16 protein-coding genes and 1 pseudogene are annotated in these 16,237 nt (G+C 62.1%); 10 read left to right on the top strand and 7 right to left on the bottom strand.

Going from position 1 to position 16,237, the window contains the following annotated elements:
* Window positions 1–253 (bottom strand): annotated as a pseudogene (locus tag E5W70_RS24085) (HlyD family secretion protein); the annotation flags it as partial.
* A 252-nt stretch (window positions 254–505) separates the two neighbouring features.
* Between E5W70_RS24085 and E5W70_RS24080 the strand changes: the two are divergent.
* The gene (locus E5W70_RS24080) at window positions 506–937 is read left to right on the top strand and encodes a hypothetical protein (RefSeq protein ID WP_292663160.1); all 432 of its coding nucleotides are present in this window, start codon (window positions 506–508) and stop codon (window positions 935–937) included.
* A 265-nt stretch (window positions 938–1,202) separates the two neighbouring features.
* Here E5W70_RS24080 and E5W70_RS24075 read toward each other — a convergent pair whose 3' ends face one another.
* The 3 genes from E5W70_RS24075 to E5W70_RS24065 form a co-directional block, all read right to left on the bottom strand.
* Window positions 1,203–2,393, bottom strand: a complete 1,191-nt coding sequence (locus tag E5W70_RS24075; protein ID WP_292663158.1) for an NADH-quinone oxidoreductase subunit D — start codon at window positions 2,391–2,393, stop codon at window positions 1,203–1,205.
* A 66-nt stretch (window positions 2,394–2,459) separates the two neighbouring features.
* Window positions 2,460–2,885 (bottom strand): hypothetical protein, encoded by a 426-nt coding sequence (locus tag E5W70_RS24070; protein WP_292663156.1) that lies wholly within the window; start codon window positions 2,883–2,885, stop codon window positions 2,460–2,462.
* Window positions 2,886–3,035: 150 nt separating this feature from the next.
* Window positions 3,036–3,710: a DUF2161 family putative PD-(D/E)XK-type phosphodiesterase gene (locus tag E5W70_RS24065; RefSeq protein WP_292663154.1), complete on the bottom strand. Its 675-nt coding sequence runs from the start codon at window positions 3,708–3,710 to the stop codon at window positions 3,036–3,038.
* Window positions 3,711–4,047: 337 nt separating this feature from the next.
* On the opposite strand from E5W70_RS24065, the gene E5W70_RS24060 reads away from it, so the two are divergent.
* The 7 genes from E5W70_RS24060 (at window position 4,048) to E5W70_RS24030 (ending at window position 12,388) form a co-directional block, all read left to right on the top strand.
* Window positions 4,048–4,875, top strand: a complete 828-nt coding sequence (locus E5W70_RS24060; protein ID WP_292663152.1) for a phosphogluconate dehydrogenase C-terminal domain-containing protein — start codon at window positions 4,048–4,050, stop codon at window positions 4,873–4,875.
* A 262-nt stretch (window positions 4,876–5,137) separates the two neighbouring features.
* Window positions 5,138–6,079 (top strand): D-ribose ABC transporter substrate-binding protein, encoded by a 942-nt coding sequence (locus tag E5W70_RS24055; RefSeq protein ID WP_023675475.1) that lies wholly within the window; start codon window positions 5,138–5,140, stop codon window positions 6,077–6,079.
* A 113-nt stretch (window positions 6,080–6,192) separates the two neighbouring features.
* Window positions 6,193–6,846, top strand: coding sequence for a DUF2291 family protein (locus E5W70_RS24050; RefSeq protein ID WP_292663148.1), 654 nt, complete (start codon window positions 6,193–6,195; stop codon window positions 6,844–6,846).
* Window positions 6,843–8,387, top strand: a complete 1,545-nt coding sequence (locus E5W70_RS24045) for a sugar ABC transporter ATP-binding protein (RefSeq protein ID WP_292663146.1) — start codon at window positions 6,843–6,845, stop codon at window positions 8,385–8,387. The genes E5W70_RS24050 and E5W70_RS24045 overlap by 4 nt, the downstream gene beginning before the upstream one ends.
* Window positions 8,384–9,448: an ABC transporter permease gene (locus tag E5W70_RS24040; RefSeq protein ID WP_292663144.1), complete on the top strand. Its 1,065-nt coding sequence runs from the start codon at window positions 8,384–8,386 to the stop codon at window positions 9,446–9,448. The genes E5W70_RS24045 and E5W70_RS24040 overlap by 4 nt, the downstream gene beginning before the upstream one ends.
* A 1-nt stretch (window position 9,449) precedes the next feature.
* Window positions 9,450–10,484, top strand: coding sequence for a Gfo/Idh/MocA family oxidoreductase (locus E5W70_RS24035; protein ID WP_292663142.1), 1,035 nt, complete (start codon window positions 9,450–9,452; stop codon window positions 10,482–10,484).
* Window positions 10,481–12,388 (top strand): hypothetical protein, encoded by a 1,908-nt coding sequence (locus tag E5W70_RS24030; RefSeq protein ID WP_292663141.1) that lies wholly within the window; start codon window positions 10,481–10,483, stop codon window positions 12,386–12,388. The genes E5W70_RS24035 and E5W70_RS24030 overlap by 4 nt, the downstream gene beginning before the upstream one ends.
* Window positions 12,389–12,465: 77 nt before the next feature.
* On the opposite strand, the gene E5W70_RS24025 is transcribed toward E5W70_RS24030, so the two are convergent.
* The 3 genes from E5W70_RS24025 to E5W70_RS24015 all read right to left on the bottom strand — a co-directional run bounded on the left by E5W70_RS24025 (window position 12,466) and on the right by E5W70_RS24015 (window position 14,395).
* Window positions 12,466–13,059, bottom strand: coding sequence for a helix-turn-helix domain-containing protein (locus E5W70_RS24025; protein ID WP_292663139.1), 594 nt, complete (start codon window positions 13,057–13,059; stop codon window positions 12,466–12,468).
* Entirely contained in the window at window positions 13,023–13,592 is a 570-nt protein-coding gene (locus E5W70_RS24020) for a hypothetical protein (RefSeq protein ID WP_292663137.1), read from the bottom strand. Before E5W70_RS24020 ends, E5W70_RS24025 begins: the two co-directional genes overlap by 37 nt.
* A gap of 89 nt (window positions 13,593–13,681) precedes the next feature.
* Entirely contained in the window at window positions 13,682–14,395 is a 714-nt protein-coding gene (locus E5W70_RS24015; protein WP_292663135.1) for a transcriptional regulator NanR, read from the bottom strand.
* A 183-nt stretch (window positions 14,396–14,578) separates the two neighbouring features.
* On the opposite strand from E5W70_RS24015, the gene oiaX reads away from it, so the two are divergent.
* Both oiaX and E5W70_RS24005 read left to right on the top strand, forming a co-directional pair.
* Complete coding sequence (gene oiaX, locus E5W70_RS24010; RefSeq protein WP_292663133.1) at window positions 14,579–15,841, top strand: 3-oxo-isoapionate-4-phosphate decarboxylase OiaX; 1,263 nt, start codon at window positions 14,579–14,581, stop codon at window positions 15,839–15,841.
* A 4-nt stretch (window positions 15,842–15,845) separates the two neighbouring features.
* Window positions 15,846–16,237 (top strand): four-carbon acid sugar kinase family protein (locus tag E5W70_RS24005; RefSeq protein WP_292663131.1); only part of this gene is annotated, 392 nt, incomplete at its 3' end.

Raw genomic sequence — 16,237 nt, 5'->3', positions numbered from 1 at the left:
ACCACATCGCGACGCCTGCCGCGACGAGCAACAGCGCAAGCGCGATCGCTGCGGTCGCATAGGGATGGCGCCTGGGAAAGCCGAGCAGACCGGCCTTTCGTTGCGAGGCATTGCCGTCGGGCCTTTCCTGCCGGGGCTCTGCCGGTCGCCCATGAGATTCTCGAACCGGGGCCGGTTGCTCCCGGGTTTCATTTACAGGCTCGACGTCTTGTTCGAGGCTTTGAGGCTTCGTGTCCAACGGAATTGCTTTCAAGACTGATATTGCAGCCGCCAGAGCGCACGCAAAGCCAAACGGCAAGCTTCCGCAAAAGTTCCTGCCCGGACAGGTTCGGTTAACGGATCGACATCGAATCCACCGGCGCGCGCGTTTGGGATTCGAGCGCCGCTTCACCGGCCAGATTGTCCGTACGCCTCATGTTGCGGCGGTCTGGCCTTGTCAGCGCTCCACGGCGCGATAATTGCTCATGTAGGCGTGGGCGAATTCACCTGTCGACAGGAGCCGATCATGAAACATCAAACACTCGACCAACTGCAGGCCGTCGCGGAAGTTGAGTCCTTCGCGGCGTATCCGGCGATGACTCGAAACCAACGGATTGAACGTTGGGCGGAACTTCTCGAACAAAACCCGACGCGATGCCTTGGGGCGCTTCCAGGCACCGAATACATGAACAGGGAAGCGCGCGACAGATCGCGTGGCGCTGGGACGCCGCTCACTGTCGCGTTCGAGGATCCGGTTCTGCGTGCCATGGGCCTCAACGATGATACCTATGGTGAGGCAAAGCGCTTCTTCGAACTGAGCGACCGGCAGTTGCACCAAATCGTCTGCCATTGCCATGTTGGCGCTACGATGCAAGCGAGATGGGCCGCTGCCAGGGTGCGCGGGATAGTTCGCGGCAACAGATTTGTTGCCTGGATGAAGGGCTTGCTCGTGCATTGACGCGGTACGAGGAACGGCGGAACACGCGTTCTTTCCGCGCCGTGGAGAGCGCTTCCGAACTTGGAAGGGCTCGTGGCCCGTCAGGCCGCGCAGATTGTGAAACTCCTCGACGCTTGGCTGCGCCTTGTCGCGGCCATGCGTCCGTTTTTGATGTGAGAATTTGAGTTGGCCCGCCGCAAGTGAGAGCCTTCGTCCGACTGGCGTTCGAGCGCAGTCCAGGCAGGTGCGATCTGGCTAAGGATGGACCCGCGATCCTTTGACGTGGCTAGCGATCGATTTCTCCGAACACGATGTCGAGCGAGCCGATGATCGCGGCAACATCGGCGATCATATGGCCTCGGGATAGGAAATCCATCGCTTGCAGGTGGGCGAAGGAAGGTGCGCGGATCTTGCATCGGTAGGGAACGTTGCCTCCGTCCGACACGAGGTAGACGCCGAACTCACCCTTCGGCGCCTCGACGGCGGCATAGACTTCACCGCTCGGCACGCGAATGCCTTCGGTATAAAGTTTGAAGTGGTGGATCGTCGCTTCCATCGAGCGCTTCATCATGGCACGCGGCGGCGGCGTGATCTTGCGGTTCGGGATCGCGACCGGGCCCTGACCTTCGGACGAGCGCAACTTTTCCAGACATTGCCGCATGATCCGGACCGACTGGCGCATTTCCTCCATGCGTACGAGATAGCGGTCGTAGCAGTCGCCATGCTTGCCGACCGGGATATCGAAGTCCATCTCCGAATAGCATTCGTATGGCTGCGCCTTGCGCAGATCCCAGGAGGCGCCCGATCCGCGCACCATCACGCCGGAAAAGCCCCAGGCCCAGGCATCATCGAGGCCGATCACGCCGACATCGACATTGCGCTGCTTGAAAATGCGATTCTCGGTCAACAGCTCTTCGAGATTGTCGCAGACCTTGAGGAACGGATCGCAGAACTTCCAGATGTCGTCGAGGAGTTCCGGCGGCAGATCCTGATGCAGGCCGCCGACCCTGAAATAATTCGCGTGCATGCGGGCACCGGACGCGCGCTCATAAAAGACCATCAGCTTCTCGCGTTCGGCGAAACCCCAGAGCGGTGGCGTCAGCGCGCCGATGTCCATGGCTTGCGTGGTGACGTTGAGGAGGTGCGATAACAGCCGGCCGATTTCGCAGAAAAGCACGCGGATGAGCTGTCCGCGTTTCGGAACCGATATTTCAAGGAGCTTCTCGGCGGCGAGACAGAATGCGTGCTCCTGGTTCATCGGCGCGACGTAGTCGAGCCGGTCGAAATAGGGCAAGGCCTGCAAGTAGTTCTTGTACTCGATGAGCTTTTCGGTGCCGCGATGCAGCAGGCCGATGTGGGGATCGGCGCGTTCTACGATCTCGCCGTCGAGTTCGAGCACCAGCCGCAGGACGCCGTGAGCGGAGGGATGTTGTGGCCCGAAATTGATGGTGAAGTTGCGAACTGCAGCCTCGGCCATGACAGTCCTCCGCGATCAGGCGGACTTCGGTTCCGTGCCGGAACCGGCTTGTCCGCTTTCAGCCGCTCACGTCGTCGTCTGGATGATCAGCGTCAGCGTGCCGTCGCCGTCGATATTGGCCGCCACGACCTGAGTGGAATTAAGTCCGTTCGCCGCCAGTGCCGATGCCGCCTGCGGCGATGCGTCGATCGAACTTTGCAGGATGCGCAAATCCTCGGCGCTGGTCTGGGTGACGACGGCCTCCGCCTGTGCCTTGATTTCAGGAGGCAGATCCTCCATCGCCACGATTGTCACTGCGGTGAAATTCTGGGCGGAGAAGGCTTGGTCAGGTGTAGCCTGGTCGGGAGTTGCCCCTTCTGGCGTGGCTTGCTCTGGCAGGGTTTGCGGCGCCGTTGGCGGGACAGGGGCAAGCTCTGGTCCCACGGATTGCGCATAGACCGGCGAGGCAAGGGCCAGTGCCGAAAGTGTGACAATTGTCGTCGATAGGCGCATGGCCGTTCCTTCCGTTTTGCTCAGCGGACGATCAATTCGGTCACGACAAAACCATCGTGTCGAAATATGGTTCCGTTACGGAGGTTGCTGTCTTGCCGAAAGCCGTGATTGTCGCGGAAAGCAGGGCGCGAAATCCGGCGTTGCCCTGTCTCAGGCAGCGGTGTGGCTGCGATCGGGCTGCGGCCAGCGCTGCAATGCTTCACGGCCCTGAGCGGTCAGTTCGTAGATCCCGCGATCGGTGCGCGCGAACCAGCGATACACGTTGTGCAGCAGGATCTTAGGCGCGTTCGGCAGGTTGGGCTTCAAGTCACGCGGCCGCTTTGGGCCGTCGGCGAGGGCTGCGGCGCATGCCAGTGCCTGCTGGCGATAAGCGGTCATGATCGGCGCACGCGAGCCGCCGCCGGCGACAGGATCGCCCTGTCGACGCCGATGTTCGTCGATTAGCTTCGAGCGGCGCCTGGGATCCCGACGCGGAGCCAATGCCGTCGGGCTGAGCAGCACCTGAACCTCGCCGTTCGTCCGCACGCCAAGCAGGCCAAAGCCGAGGCGACGGCAGAGATTGCGGTATCTCACATCGCTCTCACGGCCTTTGCCACGGGCCGAGATGCATGCCGCGAGCCAGACCTCGTCGCTGGCCGCAATACGGTCGACGCCCTGGAGGACCAGCTCGAGATTGAACTTCAGCTTCAGCTCGCAGATGACGACGATCGGTGGAGAGTCGGCACTCAGCGCCAGCAGATCGCAGCCGCCGATCTCGCCCTTGACCATAAATCCCAGGCCTTCCAGGAAGGCCTTGACCGGGCTGTAGAGTGAAGTTTCGAGCATGGGCCTTTGTTGGCTGCGAATCATCCCGCCGATCGGCGGTTCAGCGCGATGATCGCTCTTTGCCGTTGAACAGGAGGTAAACGACGGCCAAACAAGTGGTCAGAGCGCTACCACGGACGCTTGCGAATTTGGTATGCTGGTATAATGTGTACCTGAGGTAGCATGCTCCGCGCAGCTGCGCTGGACATCCGGGGCGCGCCCGAGACATCGTCCAGGGCATCGTCATTTGAGCGGTGGCTCCCGCCCTTTCTAATCCGCCAACCGGCGGCAATGTGCATGCAAGTCAATGGGATGACGATCGGCAGGGCCGTCGTTGGAATTCAGGAGTAACGGACACATGACAACGATTGCGCTGTTTGGTGCGGGCGGCAAAATGGGTTACCGTCTGTCGACCAATTTTCGCGGGTCTCCCTATACGATACGCTATGTCGAGGTCAGCGACGCCGGCCGCGAGCGGCTTAAGTCGGGCCTCGGCATCGATGCCGTCAGCGCCGATGAGGCGCTTGATGGCGCCGATGTGGTGATCCTGGCGGTGCCGGACACGCATATCGGCAAGGTCGCGGCGAGTATCGAGAGCAAGCTTGCATCAGGCACGATGGTCGTCGTGCTCGACGCCGCGGCACCTTTCGCCGGGCATTTGCCTAAGCGGCCGGACCTGACCTATTTCGTCACCCACCCGTGCCATCCGCCGATCTTCAACGACGAGACCGACATGGCGGCCAAGAAGGACTATTTCGGCGGCGTCAAGGCCAAGCAGCACATGGTCAGCGCCTTGATGCAGGGGCCGGAGGAAGATTTCGCCAAGGGTGAGGCGATCGCAAAGATCATCTGGGCGCCGGTTATGCGCTCGCATCGCGTCACGGTCGATCAGATGGCGCTGCTCGAGCCCGGCCTTTCGGAAACGGTATGCGCCTCGCTGCTCGTCGTCATGAAAGAGGCCGTCGACGAGGTGGTGGCGCGCGGGGTCGACAAGCAGGCGGCGCTCGACTTCCTGCTTGGCCATATGAACGTGCTTGGCGCCGTCATCTTCGGCGAAACCAAAGGCGTGTTCTCCGACGCCTGCAACAAGGCGATAGAGTTCGGCAAGCCGGTGCTGATGCGCGACGACTGGAAGCGGGTGTTCGAGCCGGAGGAGATTGCCGCGAGCATTCAGCGCATCACTTGAGGGCAGCGATGCATCTTCCGGAACATATCACCTGAAATTGTCATTGACTCATTATACCAGTTGGCTTAGCTGTTCAATGGATCGGACCGTCAGGCTTCATAGCAGGCTCAGGGGCTGGATGAGTGGAGGATAGGGGAGCGATCCGTCGAGGTGAAGCCGGCAAAGGCTTGTGAATCTGACGCGACCCGCCGCCTACGGTCGGCTAACGAAATCGAATGCATACAGCCTTGGACAAGGCACGGATTTTCAAAGGGAGGAATACATGAAACTGACACGCAGAATGACGCTTGCGGCTTTTGCCGGCATGCTGGCGCTTGGCACCGCCGCACCCGCCTATGCGGCGGATTTGATCGCCATCATCACGCCCTCGCATGACAATCCGTTCTTCAAGGCGGAAGCTGTCGGCGCGGAGGCCAAGGCCAAGGAACTCGGGTACGAGGCGTTGGTGCTCGTCCATGACGACGACGCCAACAAGCAGTCGGAATTGATCGACACGGCGATCGGCCGCGGCGCCAAGGCGATCATCCTCGACAATGCCGGCGCCGACGCCACCGTCGCCGCGGTGCAGAAGGCCAAGGACGCAGGCGTTCCTTCCTTCCTGATCGATCGCGAGATCAATGCCACCGGCGTTGCCGTCGCGCAGATCGTCTCCAACAATTATCAGGGCGCCCAGCTCGGCGCGCAGGAATTCGTCAAGCTGATGGGCGAGAAAGGTAATTTCGTCGAGCTCGTCGGCAAGGAATCCGACACCAATGCCGGCATCCGCTCCAAGGGTTACCACGACGTCATCGACGACTATCCGGACCTGAAGATGGTGGCGCAGCAGTCGGCCAACTGGAGCCAGACCGAGGCCTATTCAAAGATGGAATCGATCCTCCAGGCCAATCCCGATATCAAGGGCGTGATCTCCGGCAACGACACGATGGCGATGGGCGCCTATGCGGCACTTGCCGCTGCCGGCCGCAAGGACGTCATCGTCGTCGGCTTCGACGGGTCGAACGACGTGCGCGACTCGATCACCTCCGGCGGCATCAAGGCGACAGTCCTGCAGCCGGCCTTCGCGCAGGCGCAGATGGCGGTCGAGCAGGCCAACGACTTCATCAAGAACAAGAAGTCTCCGGCCGAGGAAAAGCAATTGATGGACTGCGTCCTGGTCAATGGCGACAATGCCGCCAAGCTGGAGACATTCGCGCTCACCAACTGAGCCGGCGTAACATCAAGCAGCAAGGGACGAGCCTCCGGTTCGTCCCTTGCTTCCATTTCGTCCTTGCTTCCATTTCTCTGGGTGCTCCTGACCGCCATGCCGAACGAGCCGACATGTTCAACACGCTGACCCGGCCGATCTTTGTCGCGTTGTTCCTCGCAGCAATAGGCAGCCTGACCGCCTGCAAGATCTTGCCGACGCCGTCGGCGGAAAACGGCGGCACTGGCTCTGCGTTCAATCCCGACAAGATGGTCGAGGACATCTGGGCGGCGAAAGTGATACCCTATCTGCAGCAGAAGGCCGGGCCGTTTGCCGAGGTGCATGCCTTGGCCAAGGCCGACCCCGCCGCTGCCGGCGCCAAATACGGCAATCCGAAGAAGCAGGCGAATTCGCCATGGACCTTCGCGGTTCGGCTCAAGGGCAAGGTCGTTGCAGCCAACACACAGTCACGCGCGGCGACGATGGACATCGATGCCGACGGCGACGGCAAGGCGGATGCGCGGGTGCAGATCGGACCCGCCATGCGCGGAACCGCGCTGCGCGACAGCCTCGATTTCATCCAGTTCAACGATTTCACCAATCAGATTGACTTCGCCCAGTTCGGCAAGGCTTTCAACGCCTATGCCGACAAGACCGTGCTTTCCAAGCTGCCGCGCGAGGCACTCGAGGGCCGCAGCGTCGAGGTACTTGGCGCCTATACGCCGGGCAGCGGCCAGGACCTGCCGCTGGTGACGCCGGCGGAGGCAGAGATCGGGCCGAAGCCATGAGCGGCGATCAAGATGTCATCCTGAAGCTGGAGGATGTCTCGAAAGTCTATTCCGGCACCGTCGCAGTCAAGCGGGCGAATTTCGAGGTGCGCAAGGGCGCGGTCAACGTGCTGGTCGGCGAAAACGGAGCCGGCAAATCGACGCTGATGAAGATCATCGCCGGTGTCGAGCAGCCGACACTCGGGCGCATCCTGCTGGACGGCGAGGAGGTTTCCTTCTCGTCATCCGGGGATGCGGTGAATCGCGGCATCGGCATGGTGTTCCAGGAGCTGAACCTGTTCGGCAATCTGACTGTCGCCGAAAATATTTTCGCCACCCGCGAGATCACCAATCGTTTCCGCAAGATCGACCGCAAAGAGCAGGAGCGCCGCGCAGCGGAATTCCTTGAGCGCCTGGAGGCCGGCATCCGGCCGGACATGCTGGTCGAGGATCTGCGCATCGGCCAGCAGCAGCTGGTCGAGATCGCCAAGGCGGTTTCGCTCGATGCACGCATCCTGATCATGGATGAACCGACCTCGGCGCTGAGCGCGGCAGAAGTCGAGATATTGTTCAAGGTGATTGCCGATCTCAAGGCGCGCGGCGTCGCGATCGTCTACATCTCGCACCGGCTCGAGGAACTGATCCGCATCGGCGACACCATCACCGTGCTGCGCGATGGACGCATCACCGGCCAGGCGGAGATGAAAGACGTCGACACCCAGTGGATCGTGCGGCAGATGATCGGCTCGGACGCCAAGGACTTCGCCAAGGCCGACGGCCATGTTCCGGGCGAAGAGATATTCCGCGCCGAGGACATCTGCCTGCCGCGTGTAACCGGCGGGCTCGCGGTCGATCACGTCTCGCTGTCGCTGCGCGCCGGCGAGATCCTCGGCATCTACGGTTTGATGGGAGCCGGACGCAGCGAGCTGTTCGATTGCATCATGGGCCGCCACGGCCATTCGACCGGCACGATATTCATTGCCGGCAAAAAAGTGCACGAGCGCGACACGACGCGGCGCATCCGGCGCGGCCTGGCGCTGATCCCCGAAGACCGCCAGCGCGAAGGGCTGGTGTCGATCCTCTCCGTCGCCAGCAATCTGACGCTGGCCAGCCTGTCGCGGTTCGTGCGCCTGTTCCACATTCGTGGTGCCGCCGAACGACAGGCGGTGACCCAGACGGTGCGCGAACTGGCCATCAAGGTCGCCGATCCGGCGCAGGAAGTCTCGTCGCTGTCGGGCGGCAACCAGCAGAAGGTGGTGATCGGCAAAGCGCTGCTTACTGGACCGAAGGTGCTGCTGATGGACGAGCCCAGCCGCGGCATCGACGTCGGTGCCAAGGCCGACGTGTTCCGCACCATGCGCAAGCTGTCGCGCGACGGCCTGGGGATCCTGTTTGCCACCTCGGATCTCGATGAGGTGATGGCGTTGTCCGACCGCATAGCGGTGATGAGCAATGGAAAATTGACCGGTATGTTCGATCGCGCAGAGGCGACGGAGGCCGCACTCGTTGCTGCCTCGGCCTTCGGCCACGGACCGGTCCCGCACGGAGAGCAAGGCGCATGACTGACATCCCAGCCAAGGCGGCGGTCAACTCCATGTCGAGCGGCTCGGTCCTGCTGACGCTGATGAAGGCGAGGACCTTCATCGCGCTGATCGCCGTGCTGTTATTCTTCTCGATAGCTGCCCCCAATTTCCTCTCGGCCGCCAATCTTATCCTGATGTCGAAGCACGTGGCGCTGAACGCATTCCTCGCAATGGGCATGACCTTCGTCATCATCACCGGCGGCATCGACCTGTCGGTCGGCTCGATCGTCGGCCTGTGCGGCATGGTGGCCGGCTACCTCGTGCTCAACGGCATCGACCTGCAGGTCGGCTATACCATCTATTTCAATGTCTTCGAGATCGCGCTGATAACGCTTGCCGTCGGCATATTGATCGGCGCCGTCAACGGCTTGCTGATCACCAGGCTTAACGTTGCGCCGTTCATCGCCACGCTCGGCGTGCTCTATGTCGCGCGCGGCCTGGCGCTGCTGTCGTCGGACGGGCGCACCTTCCCCAATCTCGTCGGCAAGCCGGAGCTCGGCACCACCGGGTTCGGCTTTCTTGGCGCCGGCCGGCTGCTCGGCCTGCCGGTCGCGCTGTGGATTTTGCTCGTTGTTGCGCTAGGGGCGGCTTATCTCGCCAAATACACCCCGCTCGGCCGCCACATCTTCGCCGTTGGCGGCAATGAGCGGGCGGCGCGGATTTCGGGCGTCCGCGTCAACATGGTGAAGATGTTCGTCTACATGTTCTCCGGCTTCTGCGCGGCGATCGTCGGGCTGATCATCTCGTCCGAACTGATGGCCTCGCATCCGGCGACCGGAGAGAGCTTCGAACTCAACGCCATTGCTGCGGCAGTGCTCGGCGGCACCTCTATGTCGGGCGGACGCGGTACCATCGGCGGCACCATTGTCGGCGCCTTCGTCATCGGCATCCTTTCGGACGGGCTGGTGATGATGGGGGTGAGCTCGTTCTGGCAAATGGTGATCAAGGGCCTCGTCATCATCGTCGCCGTCGTCGTCGACCAGGCACAGCGCCGGCTGCAGAGCCGTGTCACGCTGATGCAGATGGCAAAGGCCGGCTGACATGGCGGAGCTGCGTGGAGCGCTGATCGGCTGCGGCTTCTTTGCGGTCAACCAGATGCATGCCTGGCGCGACGTGGAGGGCGCCTCGATCGTCGCTATCTGCGACCGCGATCCGGACCGGCTGCGGGTCGTCGGCGACCAGTTCGGGATTGCGCGGCGCAATACCGATGCTGCTGCTTTGTTTGCCGGCGAAAGGCTGGATTTCGTCGACATCGCGACCACCGCACCAAGCCACAGAACGCTCGTCGAGATGGCGGCCCAGCACGGCGTTCCGGCAATCTGCCAAAAACCGTTCGCGCCATCGCTTGCCGATGCCCAGGCAATGGTGAAGGCTTGCACTGATGCCGGCGTGCCGTTGATGGTGCATGAGAATTTTCGCTGGCAGTCGCCGATCCAGGCGGTGCGGACCGTGCTCGACAGCGGCGAAATTGGTACCCCCTTCTTCGGACGGATCTCGTTCCGCTCTGCCTATGACGTGTTTTCCGGCCAGCCTTATCTGGCGACCGGCAAGCGCTTCATCATCGAGGATCTGGGCATCCACATCCTCGACATCGCCCGCTTTCTGCTGGGCGACGTCTCGACCGTCACTGCGCGAACGGCGCGCATCAATCCTGGCATTGCCGGCGAGGACGTTGCGACGATGCTTATGGATCACACGAGCGGCGCCACTTCGGTGATCGACTGCAGCTATGCGACCAAGCTCGCGACAGAACCGTTCCCCGAGACGCTGATCGAGATCGACGGCAGCGACGGCACGATCCGGCTGGCGCAGGGCTACCGCCTCACCGTCACCGGCAGGAGCGGGACGGTCGTCAGCGACGTCTCGCCACCGCTGCTGCCCTGGGCATCGCGGCCGTGGCACAACATCCAGGAAAGCGTCGTCGCCATTCAAAAGCATTGGGTCGATTGCTTGACCAACGGAACCGAGCCCGCGACCTCGGGCGCCGACAACCTCAAGACATTGGCGCTGGTCGAGGCGGCCTATGCCGGCGCCGCAAGCCGCGAACCGGTGCAACTCGACGCCTTGCTGAAATGACAGCCGACGTCTTCCTCCTCTACGGCACACGTGCAGTTGAAGCCGAACCGGTCAGGCTGCGCGCCGGCGCGCTGACGGCGGACTTCGTCAACGGCAATCTGCGCACCATCCGGCATGACGGCACCGAAGTTCTGCGCGCCATCGCCTACATCGTCAGGGATCGCGACTGGGGCACCTACGAGCCGGGGCTCACCAACCTTGTCATCGAGCAGGATGCCGAGGCTTTTTCCGTCAGCTATTCGGCAAATTGCCAGGCACCGGACGGCAGCCGGCTCGACTTCCGCGCGACCATCAAGGGCTCCGCCGATGGCCAATTGGTCTTCGACGTGAGCGCTCTTCCCGACAGCGATTTCGAAACCAATCGCTGTGGTTTCTGCATCCTGCATCCGATCGCCGGCCTGGCCGGCAGCCCGGTCACGGTCGAGCATACCGATGGCAGCGTGGTCGCGACCAGGCTTCCAGAGCTGATCGATCCCTGGCAGCCGTTCAAGGATCTGCGGGCGATCACCCACCAGGTCCGGCCGGGCGTCACCGCCGAATGCCGGATGGAAGGCTATACCTTCGAGATGGAGGACCAGCGCAACTGGTCGGATGCCTCCTACAAGACCTATGTCCGGCCGCTCGCGCTGCCATGGCCATACGTGCTGCCGGCCGGCGAGACCTTCCGCCAAACCATCAGCTTGCGGGTAGCGGGTCGCGGGAAAGTGCCGGCCGCCGCTGCAAGCGCCGAACCGATTCGTGTCAGGCTCGGCCAAGCCGGACCGGTGCTGCCGGATATCGGCGTTATCATCTACCCTGATGAGGTCGAGGCCGCGCTGGGCAAGCTGTCGGTGCTGTCCGAGCTTGGCCCGCAGCAATTGATGTTCCACTATGACCCGACGCGCGGCCACGGGCTCGCCGCCTTGCGGTCCTTTGCCAGGCTCGCCGCCGCCTATCCGGTCCGGACAACGCTCGAATGTGTCATTGCCGGCGACGGCGATCTGGACGCCGAGCTTTCAGGCGTCGCCGACAGGGTGCGCCAGGCCGGGCTCAAGCTTTCGGCCATTGCCGTCTCGCCCTCGGTCGACCGGCAGTCGACGCCACCGGGCAGCGCGTGGCCGCAATGCCCGCCGCTCGAAGATGTCTATGCCGCGGCGCGGCGCGCCTTTCCCGACACCCGCCTCGGCGGCGGCATGTTCAGCTATTTCACCGAACTCAATCGCAAGCGTGTGCCGGCCGACCCGCTCGATTTCGTCACGCATTGCACCTGCCCGATCGTGCACGCCGCCGACGATCTCAGCGTCATGCAATCGCTGGAGGCACTGCCTTTCATCACGGCGTCTGTACGGGCGGTCTTTGGAACAAAACCTTACCGGATCGGGCCGTCGACCATTGCCATGCGCCAGAACCCTTATGGCGGCGCGACCAAGGCCAATCCCGACAATCAGCGCATTGCCATGGCCGACCGCGACCCTCGCCATGCCGGGCTATTCGGGGCCGCATGGACGATCGGCTATGCCGCGCGCGTTGCGCCGGCCGGACTCGAAATGCTCACGCTCTGCAGCTTCACCGGACCATTCGGCGTACTGGCCTCGTCGGGCGAACCGGTCGAAGAAGGTGCACCCCGGCCGATTTTCCACGCGGTGAAAGGACTTTGCGAGTTGGCCGGCCATGCGCATGTGGCGGCGACAACGACTGATGAGACGCGGGTGCTGGCACTGGCCGGCCGCTCCCAGACAGGCAAGATCAGCGTCTGGCTGGCGAACCTTACCCCGGACGACGTTCCGGTCGACGTTTCCGGGCTCGGCTCCGATCAGGGCCCTCTCAAGATTTGGGATGAACGAATGTCACGCCAGATTCGGCGAGACGCGTCGGGCCGGGACCGTCTTGTGATGACGCCATACGCAACCGTGCGGGTCGGCTGAAGTCATTTGCCGAGGCTCATGGGTAGCCGCCTTCCGCGGCGGTTGCCCGCAACCGCAGCACTTCCGTTGCCGACTTGTCACCGGATTTGCTTTCGAAACTCGCCTGGCGCCATTCCAGTTGTCCTGGAAAAAAGACGGCTGAACGAGGCGACGTCTTGATATCCCACCCGATAGCAAATTTCTGAAACGCTCAGTTTCGTTTCCTCAAGCATGGATTTTGCCAACTCCAGCCGCCGCTCCTGGATCCATTTTCCCGGCGTTGTCTGGAGTTCGTCGAAAAATCTGCGAGACAGGGTTCGCGAAGACATGCCCAATTCGGTTGCGAGAAATTTCAGATCGATTTCCGACATCTTGTCTTTCGAGAGCTCGCGCAACTTGTTCTCGAATGGGCTGGCCTCGTTCGAAATTCCATCGAGAGAAAATTCGTAGGGACTCTGGAATATGCGCGGCGGAGGAAGAACCAGAAGTTTTCGAATGATTCGCTCCTCCTTCGAGAAGCCCAGATCGATCAGCAAAGCCCTGGCGAGTTCGAGCCCGGAAAACCCGCCTCCGCATGTGTAAAGGCGGTCCTGGCGAATGAGCAAGCGGGAAGCGTCCCATCGCACTTGCGGAAACCGGCGGCTTGCCTCGGCTTTCAGCCACCAGGATATCGTTGCGCGTTTGCCGTCCAATAATCCTGAATTGGCGAGCAGATAACAGGCACCGCAATGTGCTGCGATGATTGCGTCCTGCTGTTGTGGAGCGCGATCAGCGGTTTTGAATGTTCACTCTCGTCGTCGAGCGAGCGCAGAAGCTCCGGAATCTCGACACCCGGCATCGCAATGAGAATCAGGACATCCATTTTCCGGGACGGTTGAGCCTTTGTCGGAAAGGAAATTCCGGTGCTTGATGCCGACGGCGCGCCCCTTGAAACGAACTCACATGAAAGAACCTGTGAACGGCAGACGTCATTCACAAGCTGAAACATTTCCACGAGCGTCGAGACGACGGCCGAATAGAAATTCGACGGCAGCCAGATCACGACGTGGAGGCTCCTGTCAGCCATTGCGGTTCTCCCGGAGTCGTTCTCGCCGAGTGGCAAGTCTAGCATAGTCTTTGCAAGAATTGCCAATTCCAGAACAAGCGCCTCCAGGATGGCCGCATGCGGGCTGCCGACGAAGCGGCCCGCGGGTGCGGCAAATACAACGAATTCAGACGGCAACACAAAGCTGGGCTGGTCCAGGCTCAGGCTGTGGTCAGTCAGAAAGCTGATGACAGGTCCTGGCGGTACGCCGGTCCGGCCTCTACTCCAGTTCAGCTGCCGGAGTTCATCACGTAAAGCGCACGCGAGCGTTCGAGGTGCTTGATCATCGCCTTCTCGGCGCCATCAGCATCCTTGGCTTCGATGCGTCCGATGATCTCTTCGTGCTCGGTCAGCGTGAACTTTTCCTTGCCGGTCCAGATCAGCATTTCGGTGTGGTATTCCTTTAGCCAGCCAAGCATTGCCTCGCTGACGGCGACATAGATCGGGTTGCCGGATATTGCCGCGATCTGGGTGTGGAATTTCATGTCGGCGGATATGAAGGCTTCCGAGTCGCCACGATGGCTGCGCTGCTCGGCGACCGTTGCCCGCAGCCGCTGCACGTCCTCGGCTGTGGCCTTCTCCGCGGCTTCCCTGACCATGCCGCGCTCGAAGAAGATGCGCGCGTTCTTGAGGTGCTCGAGCGTGTCCTTCGATGACGACAGGATGATCTTGGCTGCGCCGTCGACCTGCTTGATGATCGACTTGGCGGTCAGCTGCAGCACCTTGGCCCGCTCGCCATGCGAGATCGCGACCAGCCCCATATTGCTCAACGCCTGCATCGCCTCGCGGATCGCCGGCCTGCCGACCTCGAAGCGCTCCATCAATTCGCGCTCCGACGGCATGTCGTCACCCGGCAGCAATTCGCCGCTGGTGATCAGGCGCTTCAGTCTCAAGAATACTTCGTCGGAAAGCTTGCGCCGGACGATCGGCTCCGAACGGTTCATCGTCGCGAATCACTCCTTTGACCGGCCTATACCTAGCATTTCCGACGTGAATCCCGGAACGCCTGTTGCCGGCTCGCCCTTACCTGCCAAGCCGGATAGGGCTTGCAATGCTTATGTACTCATTATACCAGATTTCGAGGGCCAAGGAACCTTTTTCGAACCATCCCGGCAGGCCGCGCGAATATGATTGTTCTCACCTATCGCATCGAAACGCCCGGCAATATCGAGGCGCTGGCGGCCAAGATCGCAAGCGACCAGTCGACCGGAACCTTCGTCGCGCTGGCCGGCGAGACCGAAGAGCTCAAGGCCAGGGTCGCGGCGCGGGTCCTGGCGATACGGCATCTGCCGGATGCGGATCGGCCGTCTCTTCCCGAAACCTGCCCCGAAGCCAGCAACGGCCCGGTCAAGCGCGCCGACGTCGATATCGCCTTTCCGCTGGACGCCATCGGCACCGATCTGTCGGCGCTGATGACCATCGCCATCGGCGGCACGTTTTCGATCAAGGGCCTGTCCGGCATTCGTGTGGTCGACATGAAGCTACCCGAGGAGTACCGGGGCGCGCATCCGGGCCCGCAATTCGGCGTCACGGGCAGCCGCAGGCTGACCGGTGTCGCGGATCGTCCGATCATCGGGACCATCGTCAAGCCGGCGCTGGGGCTCCGCCCGCACGAGACGGCCGCGATGGTGCAAGAGCTGATTGCCGCCGGCGTCGATTTCATCAAGGACGACGAGAAGCTGATGAGCCCGGCCTATTCACCGCTGTCGGAGCGGGTGAGGGCAATCATGCCGCTGATCCTCGACCACGAGCAGAAGACCGGCAAGAAGGTCATGTATGCCTTCGGCATCTCACATGCCGATCCCGACGAGATGATGCGAAACCACGACCTGGTGGCAAAGGCCGGCGGCAATTGCGCGGTGGTCAACATCAATTCGATCGGTTTCGGCGGTATGGCTTACCTCCGAAAACGCTCCAGCCTGGTGCTCCATGCCCACCGCAATGGCTGGGACATTCTCACCCGTCATCCCGGCCTCGGCATGGATTTCAAAGTCTGGCAGCAGTTCTGGCGGCTGCTCGGCGTCGACCAGTTCCAGATCAATGGCATCGCCTCGAAATACTGGGAACCGGACTGGTCCTTTGTCGAATCCTTCAAGGCTGTGACCACGCCGATCTTTTCGCCGGCCGATTGCGCATTGCCGGTCGCCGGCTCCGGCCAGTGGGGCGGGCAGGCGCCTGAAACCTTCCAGCGAACCGGCCGGACGGTCGATCTTCTCTATCTCTGCGGCGGTGGCATCGTCAGCCACCCGGACGGGCCGGGCGCCGGCGTCCGCGCCGTGCAGCAAGCCTGGCAGGCGGCGGTCCAAAACATTCCGTTGGCGGATTATGCCTTGAGCCATGTCGAGTTGGCGCGGTCGATCGAGAAGTTCGGCGGCGGCGAGGCGGCCTGACGCCATGCAAAACCTGCTTCTGAGTTACTATGGCGACGACCTGACCGGCTCGACCGACGTCATGGAGGCGCTCGAGCTCGGCGGTGTGCCGACCGTCCTGTTCATGCGCCAGCCGGACGAGGCGCTGCTTTCGCAATTTGCGCATTGCCGCGCCCTCGGGCTGGCCGGCACCAGCCGCAGTGAGACACCGCAGTGGATGGACACGCATCTGCGAGATGCCTTCGCCTGGCTGAAGACCGTCAACGCCGAGATCTGCCACTACAAGGTCTGCTCGACCTTCGATTCCAGCCCCGCAATCGGCAGCATCGGCCGGGCGATCGAGATCGGCCGCTCGGTTTTCCGGCAAGACGGCGTGCCGCTGGTGGTCGGCGCGCCGCAGCTGAAGCGCTACACCGC

Origin of the sequence: Mesorhizobium sp. (assembly GCF_005063415.1) — a bacterium.
Taxonomy (GTDB): Bacteria; Pseudomonadota; Alphaproteobacteria; order Rhizobiales; family Rhizobiaceae; genus Mesorhizobium.
The sequence above is the reverse complement of the archived record's forward strand: the minus strand, read 5'-3'. Positions and strand labels throughout refer to the sequence as shown.

Coding starts and splice junctions, on each gene's coding strand:
- E5W70_RS24035 (WP_292663142.1), top strand. CDS start 9,450: ATGGCGGAGCTGCGTGGAGCGCTGATCGGCTGCGGCTTCTTTGCGGTC.
- E5W70_RS24075 (WP_292663158.1), bottom strand. CDS start 2,393: ATGGCCGAGGCTGCAGTTCGCAACTTCACCATCAATTTCGGGCCACAA.
- E5W70_RS24040 (WP_292663144.1), top strand. CDS start 8,384: ATGACTGACATCCCAGCCAAGGCGGCGGTCAACTCCATGTCGAGCGGC.
- E5W70_RS24080 (WP_292663160.1), top strand. CDS start 506: ATGAAACATCAAACACTCGACCAACTGCAGGCCGTCGCGGAAGTTGAG.
- E5W70_RS24070 (WP_292663156.1), bottom strand. CDS start 2,885: ATGCGCCTATCGACGACAATTGTCACACTTTCGGCACTGGCCCTTGCC.
- E5W70_RS24015 (WP_292663135.1), bottom strand. CDS start 14,395: ATGAACCGTTCGGAGCCGATCGTCCGGCGCAAGCTTTCCGACGAAGTA.
- E5W70_RS24060 (WP_292663152.1), top strand. CDS start 4,048: ATGACAACGATTGCGCTGTTTGGTGCGGGCGGCAAAATGGGTTACCGT.
- E5W70_RS24055 (WP_023675475.1), top strand. CDS start 5,138: ATGAAACTGACACGCAGAATGACGCTTGCGGCTTTTGCCGGCATGCTG.
- E5W70_RS24050 (WP_292663148.1), top strand. CDS start 6,193: ATGTTCAACACGCTGACCCGGCCGATCTTTGTCGCGTTGTTCCTCGCA.
- oiaX (WP_292663133.1), top strand. CDS start 14,579: ATGATTGTTCTCACCTATCGCATCGAAACGCCCGGCAATATCGAGGCG.
- E5W70_RS24045 (WP_292663146.1), top strand. CDS start 6,843: ATGAGCGGCGATCAAGATGTCATCCTGAAGCTGGAGGATGTCTCGAAA.
- E5W70_RS24065 (WP_292663154.1), bottom strand. CDS start 3,710: ATGCTCGAAACTTCACTCTACAGCCCGGTCAAGGCCTTCCTGGAAGGC.
- E5W70_RS24030 (WP_292663141.1), top strand. CDS start 10,481: ATGACAGCCGACGTCTTCCTCCTCTACGGCACACGTGCAGTTGAAGCC.